14 protein-coding genes are annotated in these 17,640 nt (G+C 61.7%); 4 read left to right on the forward strand and 10 right to left on the reverse strand.

Features of this window, described 5'->3' with window-relative positions; genetic code table 11:
• Positions 1-76: 76 nt before the first annotated feature.
• Both RIE53_06440 and RIE53_06445 read right to left on the reverse strand, forming a co-directional pair.
• Positions 77-1,435, reverse strand: coding sequence for a hypothetical protein (locus tag RIE53_06440; GenBank protein MEQ9104320.1), 1,359 nt, complete (start codon positions 1,433-1,435; stop codon positions 77-79).
• The gene (locus tag RIE53_06445; GenBank protein ID MEQ9104321.1) at positions 1,436-2,602 is read right to left on the reverse strand and encodes a lysophospholipid acyltransferase family protein; all 1,167 of its coding nucleotides are present in this window, start codon (positions 2,600-2,602) and stop codon (positions 1,436-1,438) included. It abuts the gene before it with no gap.
• Between the two features lie 110 nt (positions 2,603-2,712).
• On the opposite strand from RIE53_06445, the gene RIE53_06450 reads away from it, so the two are divergent.
• A complete protein-coding gene (locus RIE53_06450) occupies positions 2,713-2,997 on the forward strand; it encodes an HU family DNA-binding protein (protein ID MEQ9104322.1) in 285 nt (94 codons plus the stop codon).
• A 1-nt stretch (position 2,998) separates the two neighbouring features.
• Positions 2,999-4,051 carry a zinc ribbon domain-containing protein gene (locus RIE53_06455; GenBank protein ID MEQ9104323.1) on the forward strand — a complete coding sequence of 351 codons (1,053 nt, stop codon included), beginning with the start codon at positions 2,999-3,001 and terminating at the stop codon, positions 4,049-4,051.
• A gap of 15 nt (positions 4,052-4,066) precedes the next feature.
• Here RIE53_06455 and RIE53_06460 read toward each other — a convergent pair whose 3' ends face one another.
• The 8 genes from RIE53_06460 to RIE53_06495 all read right to left on the reverse strand — a co-directional run bounded on the left by RIE53_06460 (position 4,067) and on the right by RIE53_06495 (position 15,044).
• On the reverse strand, positions 4,067-5,239 hold the full coding sequence (locus RIE53_06460; GenBank protein ID MEQ9104324.1) for a hypothetical protein: 1,173 nt from the start codon (positions 5,237-5,239) through the stop codon (positions 4,067-4,069).
• Between the two features lie 110 nt (positions 5,240-5,349).
• On the reverse strand, positions 5,350-7,023 hold the full coding sequence (ettA, locus tag RIE53_06465; protein ID MEQ9104325.1) for an energy-dependent translational throttle protein EttA: 1,674 nt from the start codon (positions 7,021-7,023) through the stop codon (positions 5,350-5,352).
• 108 nt (positions 7,024-7,131) lie between these two features.
• Complete coding sequence (locus RIE53_06470) at positions 7,132-7,830, reverse strand: hypothetical protein (protein ID MEQ9104326.1); 699 nt, start codon at positions 7,828-7,830, stop codon at positions 7,132-7,134.
• The gene (locus RIE53_06475) at positions 7,827-8,624 is read right to left on the reverse strand and encodes a DUF4197 domain-containing protein (protein MEQ9104327.1); all 798 of its coding nucleotides are present in this window, start codon (positions 8,622-8,624) and stop codon (positions 7,827-7,829) included. Before RIE53_06475 ends, RIE53_06470 begins: the two co-directional genes overlap by 4 nt.
• A gap of 45 nt (positions 8,625-8,669) precedes the next feature.
• A complete protein-coding gene (locus tag RIE53_06480; protein ID MEQ9104328.1) occupies positions 8,670-9,092 on the reverse strand; it encodes a hypothetical protein in 423 nt (140 codons plus the stop codon).
• Between the two features lie 159 nt (positions 9,093-9,251).
• Positions 9,252-11,576, reverse strand: a complete 2,325-nt coding sequence (locus tag RIE53_06485) for a choice-of-anchor B family protein (GenBank protein MEQ9104329.1) — start codon at positions 11,574-11,576, stop codon at positions 9,252-9,254.
• Between the two features lie 96 nt (positions 11,577-11,672).
• On the reverse strand, positions 11,673-13,508 hold the full coding sequence (locus RIE53_06490; GenBank protein MEQ9104330.1) for an AGE family epimerase/isomerase: 1,836 nt from the start codon (positions 13,506-13,508) through the stop codon (positions 11,673-11,675).
• Between the two features lie 3 nt (positions 13,509-13,511).
• Positions 13,512-15,044 carry a solute:sodium symporter family transporter gene (locus RIE53_06495; protein MEQ9104331.1) on the reverse strand — a complete coding sequence of 511 codons (1,533 nt, stop codon included), beginning with the start codon at positions 15,042-15,044 and terminating at the stop codon, positions 13,512-13,514.
• Between the two features lie 86 nt (positions 15,045-15,130).
• On the opposite strand from RIE53_06495, the gene RIE53_06500 reads away from it, so the two are divergent.
• Positions 15,131-15,781, forward strand: coding sequence for a TPM domain-containing protein (locus tag RIE53_06500; GenBank protein MEQ9104332.1), 651 nt, complete (start codon positions 15,131-15,133; stop codon positions 15,779-15,781).
• A 24-nt stretch (positions 15,782-15,805) separates the two neighbouring features.
• Entirely contained in the window at positions 15,806-17,584 is a 1,779-nt protein-coding gene (locus tag RIE53_06505; protein ID MEQ9104333.1) for a serine/threonine-protein kinase, read from the forward strand.
• Positions 17,585-17,640: the final 56 nt, after the last annotated feature.

Here is a 17,640-nt window from a genome sequence, read left to right on the forward strand (position 1 = left end):
GGTACTCGGGGGGGGGCGCGGGTGGGACTCGGGCTAATGCAGAAGATGAACGGTCATTCAGGTCGCGGCGTTCCAATCAGGTCCGGGCTCGGGACCGGCTGAACAACCACCATGCTCCGGTCAGCACGACGAGATACGCGACCAACACGCTGATCAACACAACAAAGCCGGTACGGGATCCACCATACATCGTGTAGGGCAGGTTGATGGCCAGCAGCAACGGGAACCCCAATCCCATGGCCATGCCGCTGGACAGCACCAGCTCCTGGGCAACGGGAGTCCGGTATTCCGGATCGGTGACCCGAAGTAGGGCCAGCCCGGAACTGATGTTGCCCGTCATCTGGGCGAACATGCCGATGAATCGCTCAAACAAGTGGGTGCCGAACACGCGCCGGATAGTGAACCGGAGGAACATGTAGGTCCCGAGCGTTCCCGCCACACAAACGGCCAGTACCGGAAGCGCGAACTGCCACGCAATGGTCAGGCTGATACCCACAATGGAGGCCGCAATCAGGTAGTCTGCGAAGGTCCCGGTCATGCGGTGCACCATTCCGTCGTCCATCCAGCTCCCGGCCCAACCGCGCAGTACGAAGCGCCGGGCGCCCATGGCCACGAGATTGGCCAGGATGAAATGGAAGGACCAAAGGATGGGGATTTCCCGTCCCAGTCCCGCTGATTCCAGGATTCCGGCCAGGCCGACGGTAATCAGGTAGGTCAGGTAGTATAACCCGCCGACGAGCGCAACGTGGACGGCCAGCGGTTCGATAGCCGCTCCCGAAAACGACAGTCTCGAGCCTACGGGGCGGTCATGGTCCGGAAGGAAACCGGAACGGAGCCCGGGGATGTCTGTGGTGTCTGCTCCGGATCGATTGACCAGGAACATGCCCAGGAAATAGGCCACAAGGAACCCGATGGCAGCAATCGTGAGGCCGATGTTACCGCCGTCCACGAAGCCGAACGCGTTCCAGGATTGGCCCACGGAATAGGCGATGCCCGGACCCATGGCGAACCCAAGGGGAAGGAGCAGTCCAACGCCCGGGTTCAGATCCGGGAAGATCATCCAGGCCGCTGTCAGGGTGATGCCCAGGCCAAGAATGCCCTGGATGAGCATGATGGAAACCTGCATGAATCCGAGGTGGACCGCACCGACGGTGTGCCGATCGGAGGAACGCTGCAAGCCGATGCCGATGAAGGTGATGGCCAGCAGATGATAGACGTAGGCGCCCATCCGGGATGCATCGAGGGGCAGGACGTTGAACAGCTCTGAACCCAGAAACAGGCCAAGGAAGCCGGCAATCAGGCTGTTGGGCACGAGGTATCGCTGGAAGAACCCGACCTGGCGCCGCAGGACGGTGCCCGCCAGCAGCAAGCCTCCCAGGATGGAAATGTCCAGCAACAGGTCTCCAACCGTCAGTTCAAGCGTCCAGGCGTCCATTCAAGCGTTGATATGGGGGGCGAGTCGGAGGAGCGTATCGTACCAGGCCAGCACGCTGAACGGCTCCGGGAAGTGGCAATATACGCGCGGCCCGGCCCCCGAGAGCCAGATCCGGTCGCTGCGCTCCAGGGCCATGTGGCGAATGTGCTCCAGAGGCAGGATGTGATCGTCCATCTGCACGTGGTCCACGTGCAGCGATGCCATGCCCGTTCGCCACGGAGACCAGGCTTTTCCCCGGCTGGTGTCGTGTTCCGTCCGGATACGGGCGGGATGAGACAGGATGCGGCCATCCGGTGCGGGAATCAATTCCAGGTCACGGATCCGGGCGTACAGGTCGGCGGAGTTGGATACCTGCCCGTCGGGCTGGATCAGGTGGCTGTCTGCACGAACCGTGAACCGGTGCATGCCATGGCGGTCCATGACAGTCCTGCCGTCAGGGGAGGAGAAGACATGGAAAGCGCCGTTGTCCGGATCGCGATAAAGAAGCCGCTCAATGCCATCGGCCGGCCGCCAGGCCCATGCGGGCTGGATGCTCTGGTCCACCCGGTTTTCATCGGCCGATATTGGTTGGGCAAGTCGTTGGATGGCCTGGTCCGTCGTTCGGCAGTCGGTCAGGTCGACCGCAGGAAGGGGTTCTACGACGACGTGTGCCGGTCGGGGCCATCGGGCCCACCGCGGCCAGGAGACGTAGGACCCATGGATGAGGACGGGATGGACCGGGACCCCGGCGCGCTGGAAAATCTTGGCCGTTGAACGGATCCAGGGGGCGGGGCGTCCATCCCAGCGGCGACCTCCTTCGGGGAAGATCACGACCCTCCGGCCGTCCTCCAGCATCCGGTAGATGCGTCGGATGAGGTGCGGTTCGGGTTCATGCTTGCGCGTCCCCTCAATGCCTGCTGACCGGAACAACCAACCCACCAGGCCCCGCTCCACGTGCTCCATGGTCATGACGCCGGCCGTGGACTGGCCCAACTCCGTGAACAGGTTCAGGATGAATGGGTCATAGTTGTTTGAATGATTTCCGTAGATGAAGCAGGGGCCGTCCGGAAGCCGGTCGGCACCCTGGATCCGGACATCCCAGAAGGCCCTGGACCCGGCACACATGGTGGACCGGAAAAGGAGCTCGGCACCAATCCGGCGCAGGGGTGGAGGGGAAACGGTGTGCATGAGGGTGTGCGGATCGACTTCGTGAATATAGCCGATTCAGTGGATCATGCCGCAAAAGATGGCGTAATCGGTTGAACTGCAATCACATACGCTGTACGGAGGTGTATTTCGTGACGAAAGCCGACATCATTGACAAGATTTCTGAAGGAACGGGATTGACCAAGATGGAAACGGAGGCCGTGGTCAACGGCTTCATCACCGTCGTCAAGAACGAGATGTTGCGCGGCGGACGCGTGGACCTTCGAGGGTTCGGGGCCTTCACGGTCCAGCACCGGGCTGCCCGGACGGCCCGGAATCCAAGGACCAACACTCCGGTCCACGTTCCCGCGAGCACGATTCCTGTGTTCAAGCCGTCCAAGGAATTCCGTAAGGAAGTAGACGAATCCGTTGCCTGACATGGCCTTGAGTTGTGAATCCTGTGGCGCCCGTCTGAGTGATGGGGCCGTCCGCTGTGACATCTGTGGCACGGCGGTCGGAGGGGTCGATGCCGGAACGGAATCGGTGCCCGGAACGGCCGCGCCTGAAATGGAGGCGCCGTCACCCGTACCTGCGCCTGAGCAAGGGCCGTGGTGCACGTCTTGCGGCACGCGGAATCCGTTGAAGGCCCGATTCTGCTTCGCTTGCGGATCGGCACTGGTGGCCGTCACACGCGCCGTGGATGAGGCTCCCGTCATTCCTGCAGTCTCCGAACCCCAGTCTTCCTCGGCATCGCCTGCTCCGGACGCGCCCATGGGGCGGCAAGTTGCCATCGTTTTGACGGCGGCCATCCTGGTGGTCATCGCCCTGTATGTGATTACGACCATGTCCCGGGATGAAGCGGCCTCGCTCGTGCCCGAGGACAGCGTGGTGGCCCTGTTGGACGAGGGACCGCTTCCCGAACAGTTCCAGTCCAGGGAGGCGGAGTTGAATGATCAACTCGCGGCCGCCGCAGAAGATGTACAGAAAGTGCTGGTCCACAGGGAGCTGGTGGACCTCTATCTCTCAGCCGCGCGTCTGGACCTGGCTGCCCGGGAGACCATCCGCCTCGCGGAGTTGACGGGTCGCGAAGCCGACTGGGTTGCGGCCGGCAACATGTACTACGACTGGATGGAAACCAAACCCGTCGCGGAACGGGGACCTTGGGCGAAACAAGCCATTTCCGCGTACCGGCAAGCGCTTGAGCTGAACCCCTCGAATACGGATGTGCGTACCGATATGGCCATCGCCTACATGTACGACCCGGATAATCCCATGATGGCCATTCAGGAGACGAATGCGGTCCTGGAGCAGGACTCCTTGCACATCCAGGCCAATTTCAATCGCGGGATCATGCTTATGCAGATCAACCGGGTCGATCAGGCGCGGGCGCAGTTCGAAAAGGTCCAGAGCCTGATAGGCGATCCGGAGAATCCCATCTGGCAGCGCGCCGCCGAGGCCCTGGCGCGGCTGGACGACCCCCAACCCCAGTGACGAGCCTGGTTTCGTTCAGCGGCCCCGGGTGTCTATAACGCGTATCCGCACGTGCGCCACATGCGGATACGGAGATGATCGGGTGATATAGAATTCACCGGGTGCCACGACTGCCGCCGAGCCCAACGACGAAATATCAAGGGCTTCGGCTTCTTCGTTTTCGACGGAGAACAGGAGCTGCCAGTTCTCATCGTAGACATCGAACGTATGGTGGATGATGGGGTCAGGCGGGTTCTCCTGTGCAAAGGACTGCCGGGTGTGTTCGTTGGGATCGTCGATGTTGGTGGGCCAGCTGGCCCGGACGAGTTGGAATCCACCTTCCAGGGGTACTGGAAGCGACAGGATGCTGTACACCCGGGCCCCCATGCCACCACTTCCGAACGTGGCAAATCCGGGACGTGTGAAGTCTGCTACATCGCGTCGAACCACGCGGACGGTGTCACCCTCCAGCGTATGTAACACGAATTCGTACCGGGACGGGTGGCCGATGGCTACGTGATCATTGACGAATCCGACGTTCCCGCCCAGTGCCATGCCGGCCAGGACCTCTCCGCCGTCGGACAGGTCCACCGAGAAGGAATCGACCATCGCCCAGTTGTTTGCGGCATCGACCCGCATGACGCGTGCGCCCATCATACCGGGCACACTCGAGTTGAACAGCACGGTCGAGTCCGGAAGGAAGGCAACGGGCCGGGGAAATCCGGGCAGTCCCAGGGCATCCCGTGAGACCGACGACAGGAGATTGCCCCCCAGGTCGTAGAAATCAAACCGCTGACCGGCTTGATTGGAAATCATGAGGGCGCCCTGGGCCGTCATGATGACCCCGAAAGCCCGGTTGAACTCTCCCGGGCCTTCGCCTTCACGGCCGGTTTCCCAGCGCAGGGATCCGTCCGGGCCGAAAGAAACCAGGCGCGTACGATCCATGAAGTAGATATTGCCAGCGTCATCGAACTGTACGCCCGATGCCGATGTCAGGACTTCTTCGTCCGGCGCTTCATCCGCGCCGAACCGGGCCAGTTCCTCAACCTCCAACCGGTATCGTCCATCGGATTGATGGGGACCGTGGAACGGGTTGTCGACCATCGGCCCGTCGGTTGCGGGCGTGCCGCGGCCACAGCCGGTGACGGACAGGAGGAGGGCAGCGGCGCCGAGGAGGAGAGCGGCAGGGAAGGGTCGTACGATGGACATGACAGGCAGGCAGGCAGGTTGGACATCCAGGTTACAGTCCGATAGGACACGTGCTGCCTCGGAAAGTTGCCGTCGTGCAAACCACCCTGCCGGGCAGGTCCAACCCGGTCCTACCGCGTCAAATGCCGATACTTGATCCGGTGGGGTTGGTCCGCGTCGATGCCCAGGCGCTGCTTCCGGTTTTCCTCGTATTCCGTGTAGTTGCCGTCGAACCAGTAGACCTCGCTGTTGCCTTCGAATGCCAGGATATGGGTCGCCAAACGATCCAGGAACCAGCGATCATGGGAGATCACGACCGCGCATCCCACGAATTCCTGGAGCGATTCCTCCAGGGCCCGCAGGGTGTTCACATCCAGGTCGTTCGTGGGTTCGTCAAGCAGCAACACGTTCGCACCTTCCTTCAGCATCTTTGCCAGATGCACGCGGTTGCGTTCACCGCCCGACAGTTCCGTGACCAGTTTCTGCTGGTCCGAGCCACCGAAGTTGAACTTGCCGACGTAGGCGCGGGAATTGATCTCGCGGTTGCCCAGCCGAAGCACCTCGGCTCCTCCCGATATCTCCTGCCAAACGGTCTTGGACGGGTCGAGAGGTCGGTCCTGGTCAATGTAACCGAGCTTCACGGTCTGGCCGATGGTGAACGTGCCGGCATCCGGTTTCTCCTGTCCGGTGATCATCCGGAAGAGCGTGGTCTTACCGGCGCCGTTCGGTCCGATGACCCCGATTATGCCACCCGGCGGCAAGGAGAAATCCAGGTTGTCGTACAGCAGACGATCTCCGTATCCCTTGGCCACACCCTCCGCCTGGATGACCACGTTGCCGAGGCGAGGGCCGGGCTGGATGGGGATCTCCATGTCCTCCTGGCGCTTCTCCTGCTGCTCCTCGACCATTTTCTCATAGGAGGTAATACGGGCCTTGCTCTTGGCGTGACGTCCCTTGGGGGACATCCGAACCCATTCAAGCTCCTGCTTCAGCGATTTCTGGCGCTTCGACTCCTGTTTCTCTTCCAGTGCCAGGCGCTTCTGCTTCTGTTCCAGCCAGGACGAATAGTTGCCTTCGAACGGAATACCGGTGCCCCGGTCCAACTCCAGGATCCAGCCGGCCACGTTGTCCAGGAAATACCGATCATGCGTAACGGCGATGACCGTGCCTTCATAGCGGGCCAGATGCTGTTCAAGCCACGCCACACTTTCCGCGTCCAGGTGGTTGGTGGGCTCGTCCAGCAAGAGCACGTCGGGCTTTTGGAGCAACAGGCGGACCATGGCAACCCGTCGTTTCTCGCCGCCGGAAAGGACTCCGATCTTCTGGTCGGGCGGGGGACAGCGGAGCGCATCCATGGCCATCTCAAGCCGGCTCTCCAGATCCCAGGCGTTCATGGCCTCAATCTTGTCCTGCAACTTCTGCTGCTGCACCATGAGTGCATCGAAATCGGCATCGGGCTCGGCGAATTTGGCGTTTACCTCGTTGTAGGCATTCAGCAGGCGGACAGCCTCGCCAGCACCTTCTTCCACGATCTCCAGGACCGTTTTTTCCGGGTCAAGCGCCGGTTCCTGCGGCAGGTAGCCGAACGATATGCCCTTCTGGGCGTCGATCTTCCCGGAATAGTCCTCGTCCAAGCCCGCAATTATGCGCAACAGGGTGGATTTTCCCGATCCGTTCAGACCGAGGACGCCGATCTTGGCACCATAGAAGAAGGAGAGGTAGATGTCCCGCAGGACTTGCTTGTTCGTGGATCGGTAGGTCTTGCCTACACCGACCATCGAGAAGATGATTTTTTGATCGCTCATGGTGCGCCAGGGTCGCCGGAAGGGCCAGGTTGTTGTGCGGCATGTAGTCCGCTGGCGGGGAATTGTTCTGACTTGGTCAGGTTTCCACAATCAGGGACGGTCGGCATGCTATGGCCGACGGCCCAGGCTGGTCGATGCGCCGAGTACGGCAGCCCAGGCCGGGGCGTACCATGCAATGCCTTCCATGCCGAACACTGCGGCGAGCAGGAGCCCGAGGACCAGCACGAACACCTGGGCGCGGCGGACCGCCTGCGGAGAGAGGGGCGTTCCGGTATCGTCTCCGACGCTGTCCACCTCAACCGAGGCCTTGTACACCGGAAGGAACGCCAGCGACAGGGCCATGGCGATCCCGGCGGCGAGGAGCGGGCGGGATGGATGCAGGGGAAAGAACGTCGCGGACAGATCGTAGGCCAGCCACAATCCGAGCCCGATGAATCCGACCCGATCCAGCGCCGTCGGCTTGATTCCCGTGGATCCATTCAAGAAACGCGTGGCCATGATCAACCAGAAGCCCGGCAAGAGGGGAGGAGCTTCCTGGAAAACAGCCCACAGCAGGGCAGCGGCCGATGCCACGAAGGCCGTGCGTTGGTGGTCCGGATCGATCTCCCGGCAAAGGGCCCATGCCAGGAATACGCTGCCTGCCGTTCGGACAGCCGTCCAGGCCATTTCTGTGGGGGGCAAATCATTCCAGATGCCGGATGCGGCGGAAAGGATACCCACGGCAATCGTCACAAGGAAAATGGCCACGTTCGTGGGCCAGGCAAAATCGAGCGGTCGGCCGATGCCGGAGAATTTTCGGACGTTCATGGCCCCACCCCGCCGGATGGCATGCGTACGGCCCCTTCCCGGAACACCCGTTTCAGCAGGTCGGTGGTGCGGGCGGCAGGATCTTCCCGTATGCGCCGCTCTTCAACGGCAAGCTCATTGAACAGGACGCCCGTCGTCCGCTCGACGATGTGACCGACCAGGTCGACGGATGGCGGGCGGGTGAAGGGAAGTGCGGCATAGCGCTCCACCAGGTCCTCGTAGACCCTGAACACACCCGCCTCCTCCATGACTGATTGGACGACGGGCGTGAACGCCTCGGTCAGCGCCGCGGTTGTCCGCTCCTGGAAGTACAGGGTGGCGGCATTGTCCGGACCGTCCAGGATGGCAAAGGCGTCCGCTATCGTCATTTGACGTACGGCCTGCGCAAAAACAGGAACGGCACGGGCTGCCGCCTGTTCGGCCGCCCGGTTCATGCGGAGCTCGAAGTCATCCACCTGAGGGCCAAGTCCCAGCGTCCGCAAGCGGGAGGCAATGGTTTCAAGTTCGTCGGGAATGCCAATCCGTCGCGCAGCGACGCCGGCAAATGCATCGGTCACCGACAGGCGTCCGGAGGCTCGCTCCGTTCCGGTCTGCAGGGCCTCCCGGAGTCCGGAGGCAACCGTCTCCTGGGTCAGCGGCGTCGATCCGGAGAACAGATCGTTCACGTCCTGCATGGACAACGAGGCGCACGACGCCAGGAGAAATGCCGGCAGCATGGCGAACGTCACGCCGGACCGTGCCTGGCGAAACATCCGTACCGGATGGAAGACGGCTGGCGGAAAGAGCGTTTTCATGGGTGCGGGGTTGCGATCGCGATGGGATGTCGGCTGTCAGGGACGCTACGAATGCGGAGCCTCCGCCCAAACCGCCAATTCATTGCCGGCCGGATCCGTGAAATGGAAGCGTCGTCCACCGGGAAAGGAGAATATGGGCACCGTGATGGTACCGCCAGCCTTCCGTATGGTTGCTTCCGCGGCCTCCAGATTGTCTGCATGCAGAATGACCAGTGCACCGCCACGTCCCGCGGAACCGGAGTCCACCCCCGACCCTGTGGCTTCCTCAGGTCCTGCTGCGTCTTCACGGTCCTCCGGTTTTCCAGATGGGCCCGTCTTTCGGAATCCACCCTCTACGCCGGCGCCGGAGAAGGAAATGTACTCGTCTCCCCACTGCTGGAAGGTCCAACCACACGCAGCCTCATAGAAGGTCATCGTACGGCTAAAATCAGAGGATTCGAATTCGACGTAATTGATGGGGAGATTCATGGCGTTCCTGGCGTCAATGAGAATTCCTGTTCGGTCCGTCTGCTCGGTCAGGACAAAAAAGTGGGGGGCGGGGCCAAAGCCCCGCCCCCCACAATCTATCGTTTCAGCTGCCTCCACACCAAATGTGCGGAGATGCGTCGATGAAGACGCGCCAGAGGATCAGAGGTCCAGCTCTTTCTTGCGCAGGATGAACAACCCGTTGGAGCCGCCCGTTACCACGATGGTACCGCTTTTGAAGTAGGGGTAGTTGCTCCAGGAGCCGCCACTGCCACCGACCGGCGAGGTATCGAAGTACGCGACCTCCACAGGAGCGGTCGGATTCGTGACGTCCAGGACGCGGAATCCAGCGCCATAGTTGGACTGGTACATCATGTTGCCCTTCACGTAGAGGTTATGATCCGTCTCCGTGGTCGTGGCAATGTACTCGCCCACCAATTGGGGCTCATCCAGATCCACCAGATCCCAGATCAGTGTCCGCGTGCCTTCAACCAGACCCTGGGGCTCATCGCCCTCATCGTTCATGTAGAAGTAGCGATGATCTTCGGTCAGCCAGCCCTGGTGGGCATACGCGACCTTCGGATACGTCGCATATGCGATGGCCGTGGGATTGGATTTATCCGTAACGTCTGCAATCGAAAGAGCGGTTTCGTTCGATCCGAGGCAGATTTCACGACCGGAATAATCCGAGTCGGGACCGCGGTAGACCACGCACTGCGCATCGTGTGAATAGCCGGTACCACGACGTCCGGTGTTGTTGTCCTGGAAGCATCCTGCAAACGTAGGGTTGGCTGGATCCTCGAGACTGATCATGTGCAGGCCACCACCACAGGTCGTACCGCCTGAACTGCTGCCCACCGAGTAGGCGAAGCCCGTCTCCTCATTGATGACAATGTTGTGCGCACTGGCAATCTGGTCGTAGTAGTTCGTCATTTCGAACACGACGGGCGGATTCTGGACGTTGCGAAGTTGGCGCAGATCAAAGACCTGCATGCCGTGCTGTCCGGCGCCGTCGGCGACGATATACGTATGATCCTTGTACACCTTCATGTCCCGCCATACGCTTGGACGCGCGGTTTCGGTCAATGGAAGTGTACCCAGCATGATCGGATTTTCGGGGTCCGTGACATCCACGAAGGATGTCGCGTTCGTCAATCCGACGAGCGCATATTCGCGGCCCGTTTCCGGGTCTTCCCAGCCCCAGATGTCATTCGTCCGGACGCCGCGGTCGGCGCCGAGGTCATCCATGTCCAGGAACGAGACCATATTCACGTCGCGACAGGGGAATCCGGCAGCTTCGTCATTCTCACACTCGACCATGCCGCCGGTGATGGAGGTGTAGCCATCCGGGTCACGGAAGAAGGACATGCCCTGGGACCACGATCCGTCACCGGCGATGGCGAAGGGTACAATGCGGCCCGAACGATTGTCCATGCCTGTTGCTGCGATGGCTGCGACCCCGCTGCCCACGGCAATATTGGCACCGAACGACGCACCTTCCGGCAGATCCCTGGCCCACATGGCCATGGTCGCCGTTCCTGCCGTGGAGAGCGATGAAAGCCCGATGGCATGGATGACACCGTGGCCTCCGGTTCCGGGTGCACCGATGAACAATGCATCTCCGTGTGTGGAAAGTGACGAACCGAAGGAGTCGCCGCGCTGCGCCGTACCCGGAGCAATGCGACTCTGGAAGGTCCACTCACCGGAGTCGGCGTCCATGTCGAAAACAGCGACGGCGCCCATGCGTCCATCATGTCCGGGAGCACCGACCACCAGGTGGCCGTCGGTCAACAGGATGCTGGATCCGAAGGAGCCGCCACCCGACGAAAAGGCCGGCGTGGGCGATCCGTTGGTGACCCAGGAATTGGCCATCGTGTCGAATCGGAACGCATAGGCAGCACCGGCGCGCTCGCTCGCGAACGGGGCACCTACAACGGCATGTCCGTTGTGCAGGGCCACAGCGGCGGCGTAGGAAGGGATTTCTTCTTCGCTTTCCACGGCCAGGGCGCCTGTTGACATCCATTCGCCGTTCTGCCAGCGATAGGCGTGTACGGAGCCCGCGCCCCGGAATCCACCCGATACGGACACCAGCAGATGCTCTCCATTGAGCGCAACGCCGCCACCGAATCCTTCAATGTCGGATTCGGACAGGTGGCCGCTTCCGGACCAGGCGCCGTCCGCACCTTTCTCGAAGAAATGAACGGTGCTCGCACCCGGGGCCCCGACGGCCATGCGGTTGCCGTCCACGGAAATGGACCGGCCGAAGCCGTCATTCATGTCGGTTGCCTTGACGACGGACGATTCAACCCAGGCATCACCAGCCCCGGCCGTGAACACGTAAACGGAGCCGGACGAGACCGGGCCGCCAGCCACGCCAGCCAGGATCTGATCGCCGGAAACGGCCATCGTGGATCCGAAGGACTGACCGAGGACGGGCGCCACCGCCAGGAGGGCCAGGGTCAGGAAGGACAAGAAAATTCGATTCATGGTATCTCGAAAGGGATTGGAACAGGTAAATCAGGGGCCGGTGAGGCCGCGGTCAATCTATCGTGCTGGACGCACAATTGCTCATGAACGAGCATTTCAAGGCAAGCGCACCACCGGCATTGACCGACGGCCGGTCGCGCCTGCGACAGTGACTACATAGACACCCGGGGGCAGGGAGGAGGTATGGATCCTGCCCGGCTGCCCCGGCGGCAATGTTGCTTGCAATACGATGCGGCCCAATACATCTGTAAAGACGACGTTCACCGGACCTTCATTCCATTCGATGGTCAAATAATCGGTGAACGGGTTTGGATACGCCGTCAAAGTGGGCGCTGCCGGAAGCGTCGCGGCCCCTTCCGTGGCCACCGGACCCGGGCCGAAGCCGAACGATACCGCGAGCACTCCCTCCGTTCCGGCCGGAATGATCCATGCGTCCTCGAACGATCCCGGACGACCAATCGACTGACCATCGAGGGTCACATCCAGGATGCCCATGTTCCGCCCGCCGTCCTCCCACGGTGCGAACACCTTCTCGGTATCCCGGCTCACCGGCCATGCCCGCCAATACAACGTGATGGCATGGCCGCCGATCCACGCGTCGTACAGGAACGTGTACCACGCCAGTTCCGTGCTGTGGTATCCGGCCTTGAATCCGTCGCCCTTGTGGTCGCCCCACTGCGGAATGGCCCCGCCCCGGCGCGTCCGGTCGGCATAGACCTCCCCGTACACGTCATCCACGAAGAAGTCCTCGAAAAAGTCCAGTGTCTCGTCGGCAATCCGGTACCCGTCGTCGTGGTCCCGATTGGTCATCCCGGCCATGACGGCCTGCTGCATCTGCCACCAGGCCTTGGTGGTATCGGCCAGGCCCCAGAGCTGCATTTCGCCCGTCACGCGGTCGTAATCCTTGTACGGACCGCCGAATTCGTGATCGTACCCTCGTTCCAACACGTGCTCAAACAACACGTCGGACGCATCGGTCAACGCACGGCCAAACAGTTCGGCTGCGCCACCCCCGTTCGGGCGGGCGGCATCAATGCGGAACACCGCATCGAGCCGCTCCAGCACCCACGCGGTCTTCAGTACATGCCCCATGATGGACAGTCGCTCATTGGACAGCACCTTCCAGTCCGAATCGTATTTCTCGGCGAATCCGATGGCGTTGTCCGCCATGGTTGGCAGGAACCGGTCCAGGATGTTCTGCGCCAGCAGCTCGAGCCGGTCGCGATTCTGACCGCCGTACATCTGCGACTCCTGCAGGGCGTGGGTCGTGAGCGCATCCACGGTGGCGTTGAAGCTCTTGCCGGTCGGATTCTGGCTGCGCCAGTCCACGCGGTCGTAGTAACCTTCATGGCCGGGCCGCGCATCCCAGAGCACCGTGTTGTTGTACTCCAGACCGCGGTGGAACCAGACGGAATCGACTTCGACGCCGACCGTGGCTTCCATCATGGCCATGGGTCCGAGGAGCGCATAATGATGCAGGAAGGCCGTCTTGTCCTGTTGGATGTTGTAGGGGATGCCCAGCGACGAGATGTTGTTGCGCCATCCGCCGTAGGTGTGGTCCCAACCATGGTCGTACATGAAATCCAGGGCGCCGCGGGCATACTCCAGATACGTCTCGTCTCCGGTCATCTGGAATGCGCGGATCATGCCATACGCGTTGCGGCTTTGCGTGAGCACATCTTTGTTTGTACCGCGCGACGACAGCACCTGCCCTTCCCGCCCGACGTTGGTGTAGAAACCGCCCCGGTCCGGATCGTACGTAGCCGCCCAGAAATCGGCGTTGGATCGGGCAAACGCAATCAGCCCGTCCGGATCCTGCAGCCATGCGGACTGCTGCGCCCGCGCCCATCCAGGACACGTGAGTACGCACGCCGCCAGGAGCACCAGCAGCGCAGGGAGATGGAAGGAAGACACCGAACGGAGATTGCGCATGGGCTACCAGAATATCACGTACATGACCAGGGTCACCGCCACGATGCCCATACCGAGTTTTTTCGCGGCCGGACTGGGCGTGACATCAATGTCCTGGTTGACCGGCATGACGACGGGTTCGGAGAGGGGCTTGACGAGGGTGATGACGGCCATCAGGGCCACCAAGAGGAGGAAGGTAATGGCCATATGGTTCAGGAACGACTCGTCGGGGAGCGTCCACAGCAGAAGCCCATAGATGACCACATTGCCGAGCAGCGCGGCAATGGCCGCCGCCGGGGGCGCCTTCCGCACAATGAGCCCGAAAAGGAACGTCGTCACGATTCCGGGGGAAATGAAGCCCTGGAACATCTGGATGTACGTGAAGATGCCACCGAATTCCGGATTGGACAGCAGGGGAGCTATGAGACACGCAATAAGGACAAAGACGCCGGTCGCGAACTGACCCGTGCGGACCAGTTTTTTCGTGTCTGCGCCGGGGTTGAGGTGGCGTTTGTACAGGTCCATCGTGAAGATGGTCGATGCCGAGTTGAGCATGGAATCCAGACTACTGAGTACGGCCCCGAACAGCGCAGCGAACATGATGCCCCTCAAACCGCCCGGCAGGATTTCCCGGATGAGGGTTGGATAGGCCTGGTCAGGATTGCTGATCTGGTCGGAGTACAGCTGGAACGCCATGATGCCCGGCAGGATGATGATGAAGGGAATGAAGACCTTGATCCCGGCTGCCAGCATGATGCCGAGTTGGCCATCCCGCAAGGACTTGGCCCCCAGGGTTCGTTGCACGATGAACTGGTTCAGCCCCCAGTAGAACAGGTTGGGGATCCACAAGCCCAGGACCAGCGCCGTCCACGGGATTTCCGGATGATCGGCCGGGAGGATGACGTGCAGTTTGTCCGCATTCTGCTCGAAGAACGCCGCCGGACCACCGACCGCCACAAAACCGAGGACCATGACCACGAGGCCCCCCACCAGCAGCGCGCCGCCCTGGAACAGGTCGGTCCACACAACGGCCTTGAGTCCGCCATAGACCGTGTACAGACCGGCCACGATCCCGATGGCCCACACTCCCGTGGTGAGGTCCAGGTCGAAGATGGTGGCGAGTCCGATGGCTCCCGAGTACAGGATGGAGGCCAGCGCAACGGCCACGTACATGATCATCATGAAGATGGCCATGATGAGCCGGCTCGTGGCGTTGAACCGGTACTCCAGGTACTCGGGAATGGTATAGATGCCGGACCGGAGGAACCGGGGCAACAGGTACAACCCCACGAAAACGAGGGTGATCGCCGCCATCCACTCGTAACTGGCCACCGCCATCCCCACGGAGCCGAATCCCTGGCCGGCCATCCCCACGAAGTGCTCGGTGGAGATATTCGAGGCAATGAGGGAGAAACCGATGAGTCCGAATCCCAGACTGCGTCCGGCCAGGAAATAATCCGCGCTGGACGACTCGTCCCGGGCCTTGTACAGTGAAATGCCGATGACGACGGCGAAGAACCCGACGAAAGTCAGGATGTCGAAAGGGGAAAGTGACATGGTCCCGGCGGGTGAAGTGCGTGCCAGAGTATACGATACCCGGACGGACGTGGAAACGCGACGGAACGTAACAGCGTACCACTGACATGAATCTGTTTACTGATGCCGATCGCGATCGGATAGCCGAAGCCGTCGAGGCCGCCGAATCGCGGACCTCCGGCGAAATCGTTCCTGTCATTGTCCAGCGCTCGTCCACATACGGCGTTGTGGCCTACCGTCTTGCCATCAGCGGGGCCGTCTTCGGAGCGTTGTTGCACGAACTGGTCAAGATCGGCTATGACGGATGGGGCCTGCCGCTGCTCTTGAGCGATACGGCATTGTTTTTCTGGATGCTGGTGTTCGGTTTGCTTGCTGCGTGGCTGGGTCCCCGCGTGCCCGCCATACTCCGTCTTTTCGCTGGATCGGAAATGCTCGACGAACGGGTCCACATGCGTGCGCAAATGGCCTTCCTGAGTGAGCAGGTCTTTGCCACGAGGGATCGGACGGGCATCCTGCTGCTGGTCTCGCTCGACGAGCACCGGGTGGAAGTGCTGGGTGACAAGGGGATCAATGAGCGGGTGGAGGCCAGCGACTGGGCCAACGTCGTGGAGGACGTCGTATCCGGTATCCGGTCCGGGAGTGCGGTGGACGGTCTGGTTGCCGCCATCGAGCGATGCGGGCACCTGCTGGAGGAAAAAGGGGTGGCGCTGCGCGGCGACGACACGGACGAACTGTCCAATGCTCCGCGAATCCAGTAGGATCGCGTATCTTGTGGCGAACAATTGCCGGAGTCCACGTTGGTCGGTCAGCAGGTAGCCCACTATATCATTGAAGCCGAACTCGGACAGGGCGGCATGGGAGTGGTGTACAAAGCCCGCGATACCATGCTCGAGCGCACCGTCGCGCTGAAATTCCTGCCGCCCATGTTCAGCAAGGACGAGCAGGCGAAGGCCCGGTTCACGCATGAAGCCCGCGCGGTCTCCGCGCTGGACCACCCGAATGTGGCCGTGGTTCATGAAATCGGCTCGACCGAGAAGGGCGAGATGTTCATTGTCATGGCCTTCTACAATGGCCGGACGCTCGAAGACATCATTGCCGAAGGGCCCGTTTCCCTCGACGACACCGTATCCTGGTGCCTGGACATCGCTCGCGGCCTGGCCGCCGCCCACGACAAGGGCATCATCCACCGGGACATCAAGCCCGGGAATATCATGGTCACCGAGGCCGGATTCCTGAAAATCCTGGACTTCGGCCTGGCCAAGGTGCAGGACGTGACCATGACCATGGGAGCCATGTCGCTCGGGACCCTGGCCTACATGAGCCCGGAGCAGGCGCAGGGCGTGCCCGTGGACAACCGGACGGATCTGTGGGCGCTCGGCGTGGTCATGTATGAGATGCTTGCCGGCAAACGCCCGTTTGATGGTCCGTATGATGCGGCCATACTGTACGCCGCGGCCAATACCGATCATGAGCGGGTGTCCGTGTGGCGGGCCGATGCGCCCGCTCATCTGGCGGCCATCGTGGACAAATTGCTCCAGAAGATGCCGGAACAGCGGTATCAGGATGCCCACGAATTGATTGCCGATCTCGAACAGATGCGGGCGCCCATGCCCAGCGTCATGACGGCTGCTCCCGCTTCCGCCATTTCTGCCCCTGCCCACCTCTCAGCCGGTCCTGCTGGGCCGAGCGCTGTTTCAGGCTCGGGCCCAGCGTCTGTTGGGCCAGGGTTTTCTCCGTCCGCTCCCACCATTCCTTTATGGAAACGGCCGGTTGTCATTGGCGGTGCCGTGGTGCTGGGACTCGTGGGGGCCGGTGGTGTGTACTGGGCCGCGGTGGGAGGGGGCTCTGACGGGGGGAACACCGAAGTGGCGCAGCTGTCACCCCGGGTCATGGCCCAGTCCCGTTACGACAACGGAATTGAAAAATGGCGGCAGGGCGACCGGGCCATGGCTCTCCGGGACATCGAACGGGCCACGCAGGAGGATCCTACATTCGCTCCGGCCTGGATGTCGCTGTCGGCGTTCTATTACCAGACGGGTGACTACGGGAATTCCGTCCGAACGGCCCGCAGAGCCATAGAACTGAATCCCGCGGAATCAGAAACGGCATTTTACAATCTTGGACTCTCGCTGGCCGAGCAGAACGATAGCGCAGGCGCCATTGAGGCCCTGGAATCTGCCATCCGTGCAGATACGCTGATGGGTGCCGCCTACAGCGCACTGGGTGACATCCTGACGGAGAATGGGCAAGCTGAAGATGCGTTGATGGTGCTTCGCCAGGGCTCGGCGGTGGCATCGTCGGAAGTGTTGCCATTCATCTACAAGAATGAAGGCAAAGCACTGTTGGCCCTTGGCCGAACGGAGGACGCCATTACGCGACTCCGCGGATCGCTGAACCTCAACCCCGGCCTCGCCGAATCGGCCTTGCTGCTGGCGCGCGCGTACGATTCCATCGGTCAGCGCCGCCTGGCCCGCGAACAGTGGGAGACCTTCCTCCAACTGGAGCGCACGGACCTGGACGCCATCAGCGAGGCCGAAGCCCGCCTGCTCCAGAACCCCTGACCCGCCGCCGCATTCCAGAGGCCTCAGCAAGTCCTTGCCCAAAGAAAGAGGGGGGC

The sequence above is a fragment of the Rhodothermales bacterium genome (genome assembly GCA_040221055.1).
Taxonomy (GTDB): Bacteria; Bacteroidota; Rhodothermia; order Rhodothermales; family UBA10348; genus 1-14-0-65-60-17.

What these genes read in the sequence shown, in the direction of transcription:
- RIE53_06445 (MEQ9104321.1), bottom strand. Translation starts at nt 2,602, where the DNA reads ATGCACACCGTTTCCCCTCCACCCCTGCGCCGGATTGGTGCCGAGCTC.
- RIE53_06440 (MEQ9104320.1), bottom strand. Translation starts at nt 1,435, where the DNA reads ATGGACGCCTGGACGCTTGAACTGACGGTTGGAGACCTGTTGCTGGAC.
- RIE53_06480 (MEQ9104328.1), bottom strand. Translation starts at nt 9,092, where the DNA reads ATGAATCTCCCCATCAATTACGTCGAATTCGAATCCTCTGATTTTAGC.
- RIE53_06495 (MEQ9104331.1), bottom strand. Translation starts at nt 15,044, where the DNA reads ATGTCACTTTCCCCTTTCGACATCCTGACTTTCGTCGGGTTCTTCGCC.
- RIE53_06490 (MEQ9104330.1), bottom strand. Translation starts at nt 13,508, where the DNA reads ATGCGCAATCTCCGTTCGGTGTCTTCCTTCCATCTCCCTGCGCTGCTG.
- RIE53_06470 (MEQ9104326.1), bottom strand. Translation starts at nt 7,830, where the DNA reads ATGAACGTCCGAAAATTCTCCGGCATCGGCCGACCGCTCGATTTTGCC.
- ettA (MEQ9104325.1), bottom strand. Translation starts at nt 7,023, where the DNA reads ATGAGCGATCAAAAAATCATCTTCTCGATGGTCGGTGTAGGCAAGACC.
- RIE53_06485 (MEQ9104329.1), bottom strand. Translation starts at nt 11,576, where the DNA reads ATGAATCGAATTTTCTTGTCCTTCCTGACCCTGGCCCTCCTGGCGGTG.
- RIE53_06500 (MEQ9104332.1), top strand. Translation starts at nt 15,131, where the DNA reads ATGAATCTGTTTACTGATGCCGATCGCGATCGGATAGCCGAAGCCGTC.
- RIE53_06455 (MEQ9104323.1), top strand. Translation starts at nt 2,999, where the DNA reads ATGGCCTTGAGTTGTGAATCCTGTGGCGCCCGTCTGAGTGATGGGGCC.
- RIE53_06460 (MEQ9104324.1), bottom strand. Translation starts at nt 5,239, where the DNA reads ATGTCCATCGTACGACCCTTCCCTGCCGCTCTCCTCCTCGGCGCCGCT.
- RIE53_06475 (MEQ9104327.1), bottom strand. Translation starts at nt 8,624, where the DNA reads ATGAAAACGCTCTTTCCGCCAGCCGTCTTCCATCCGGTACGGATGTTT.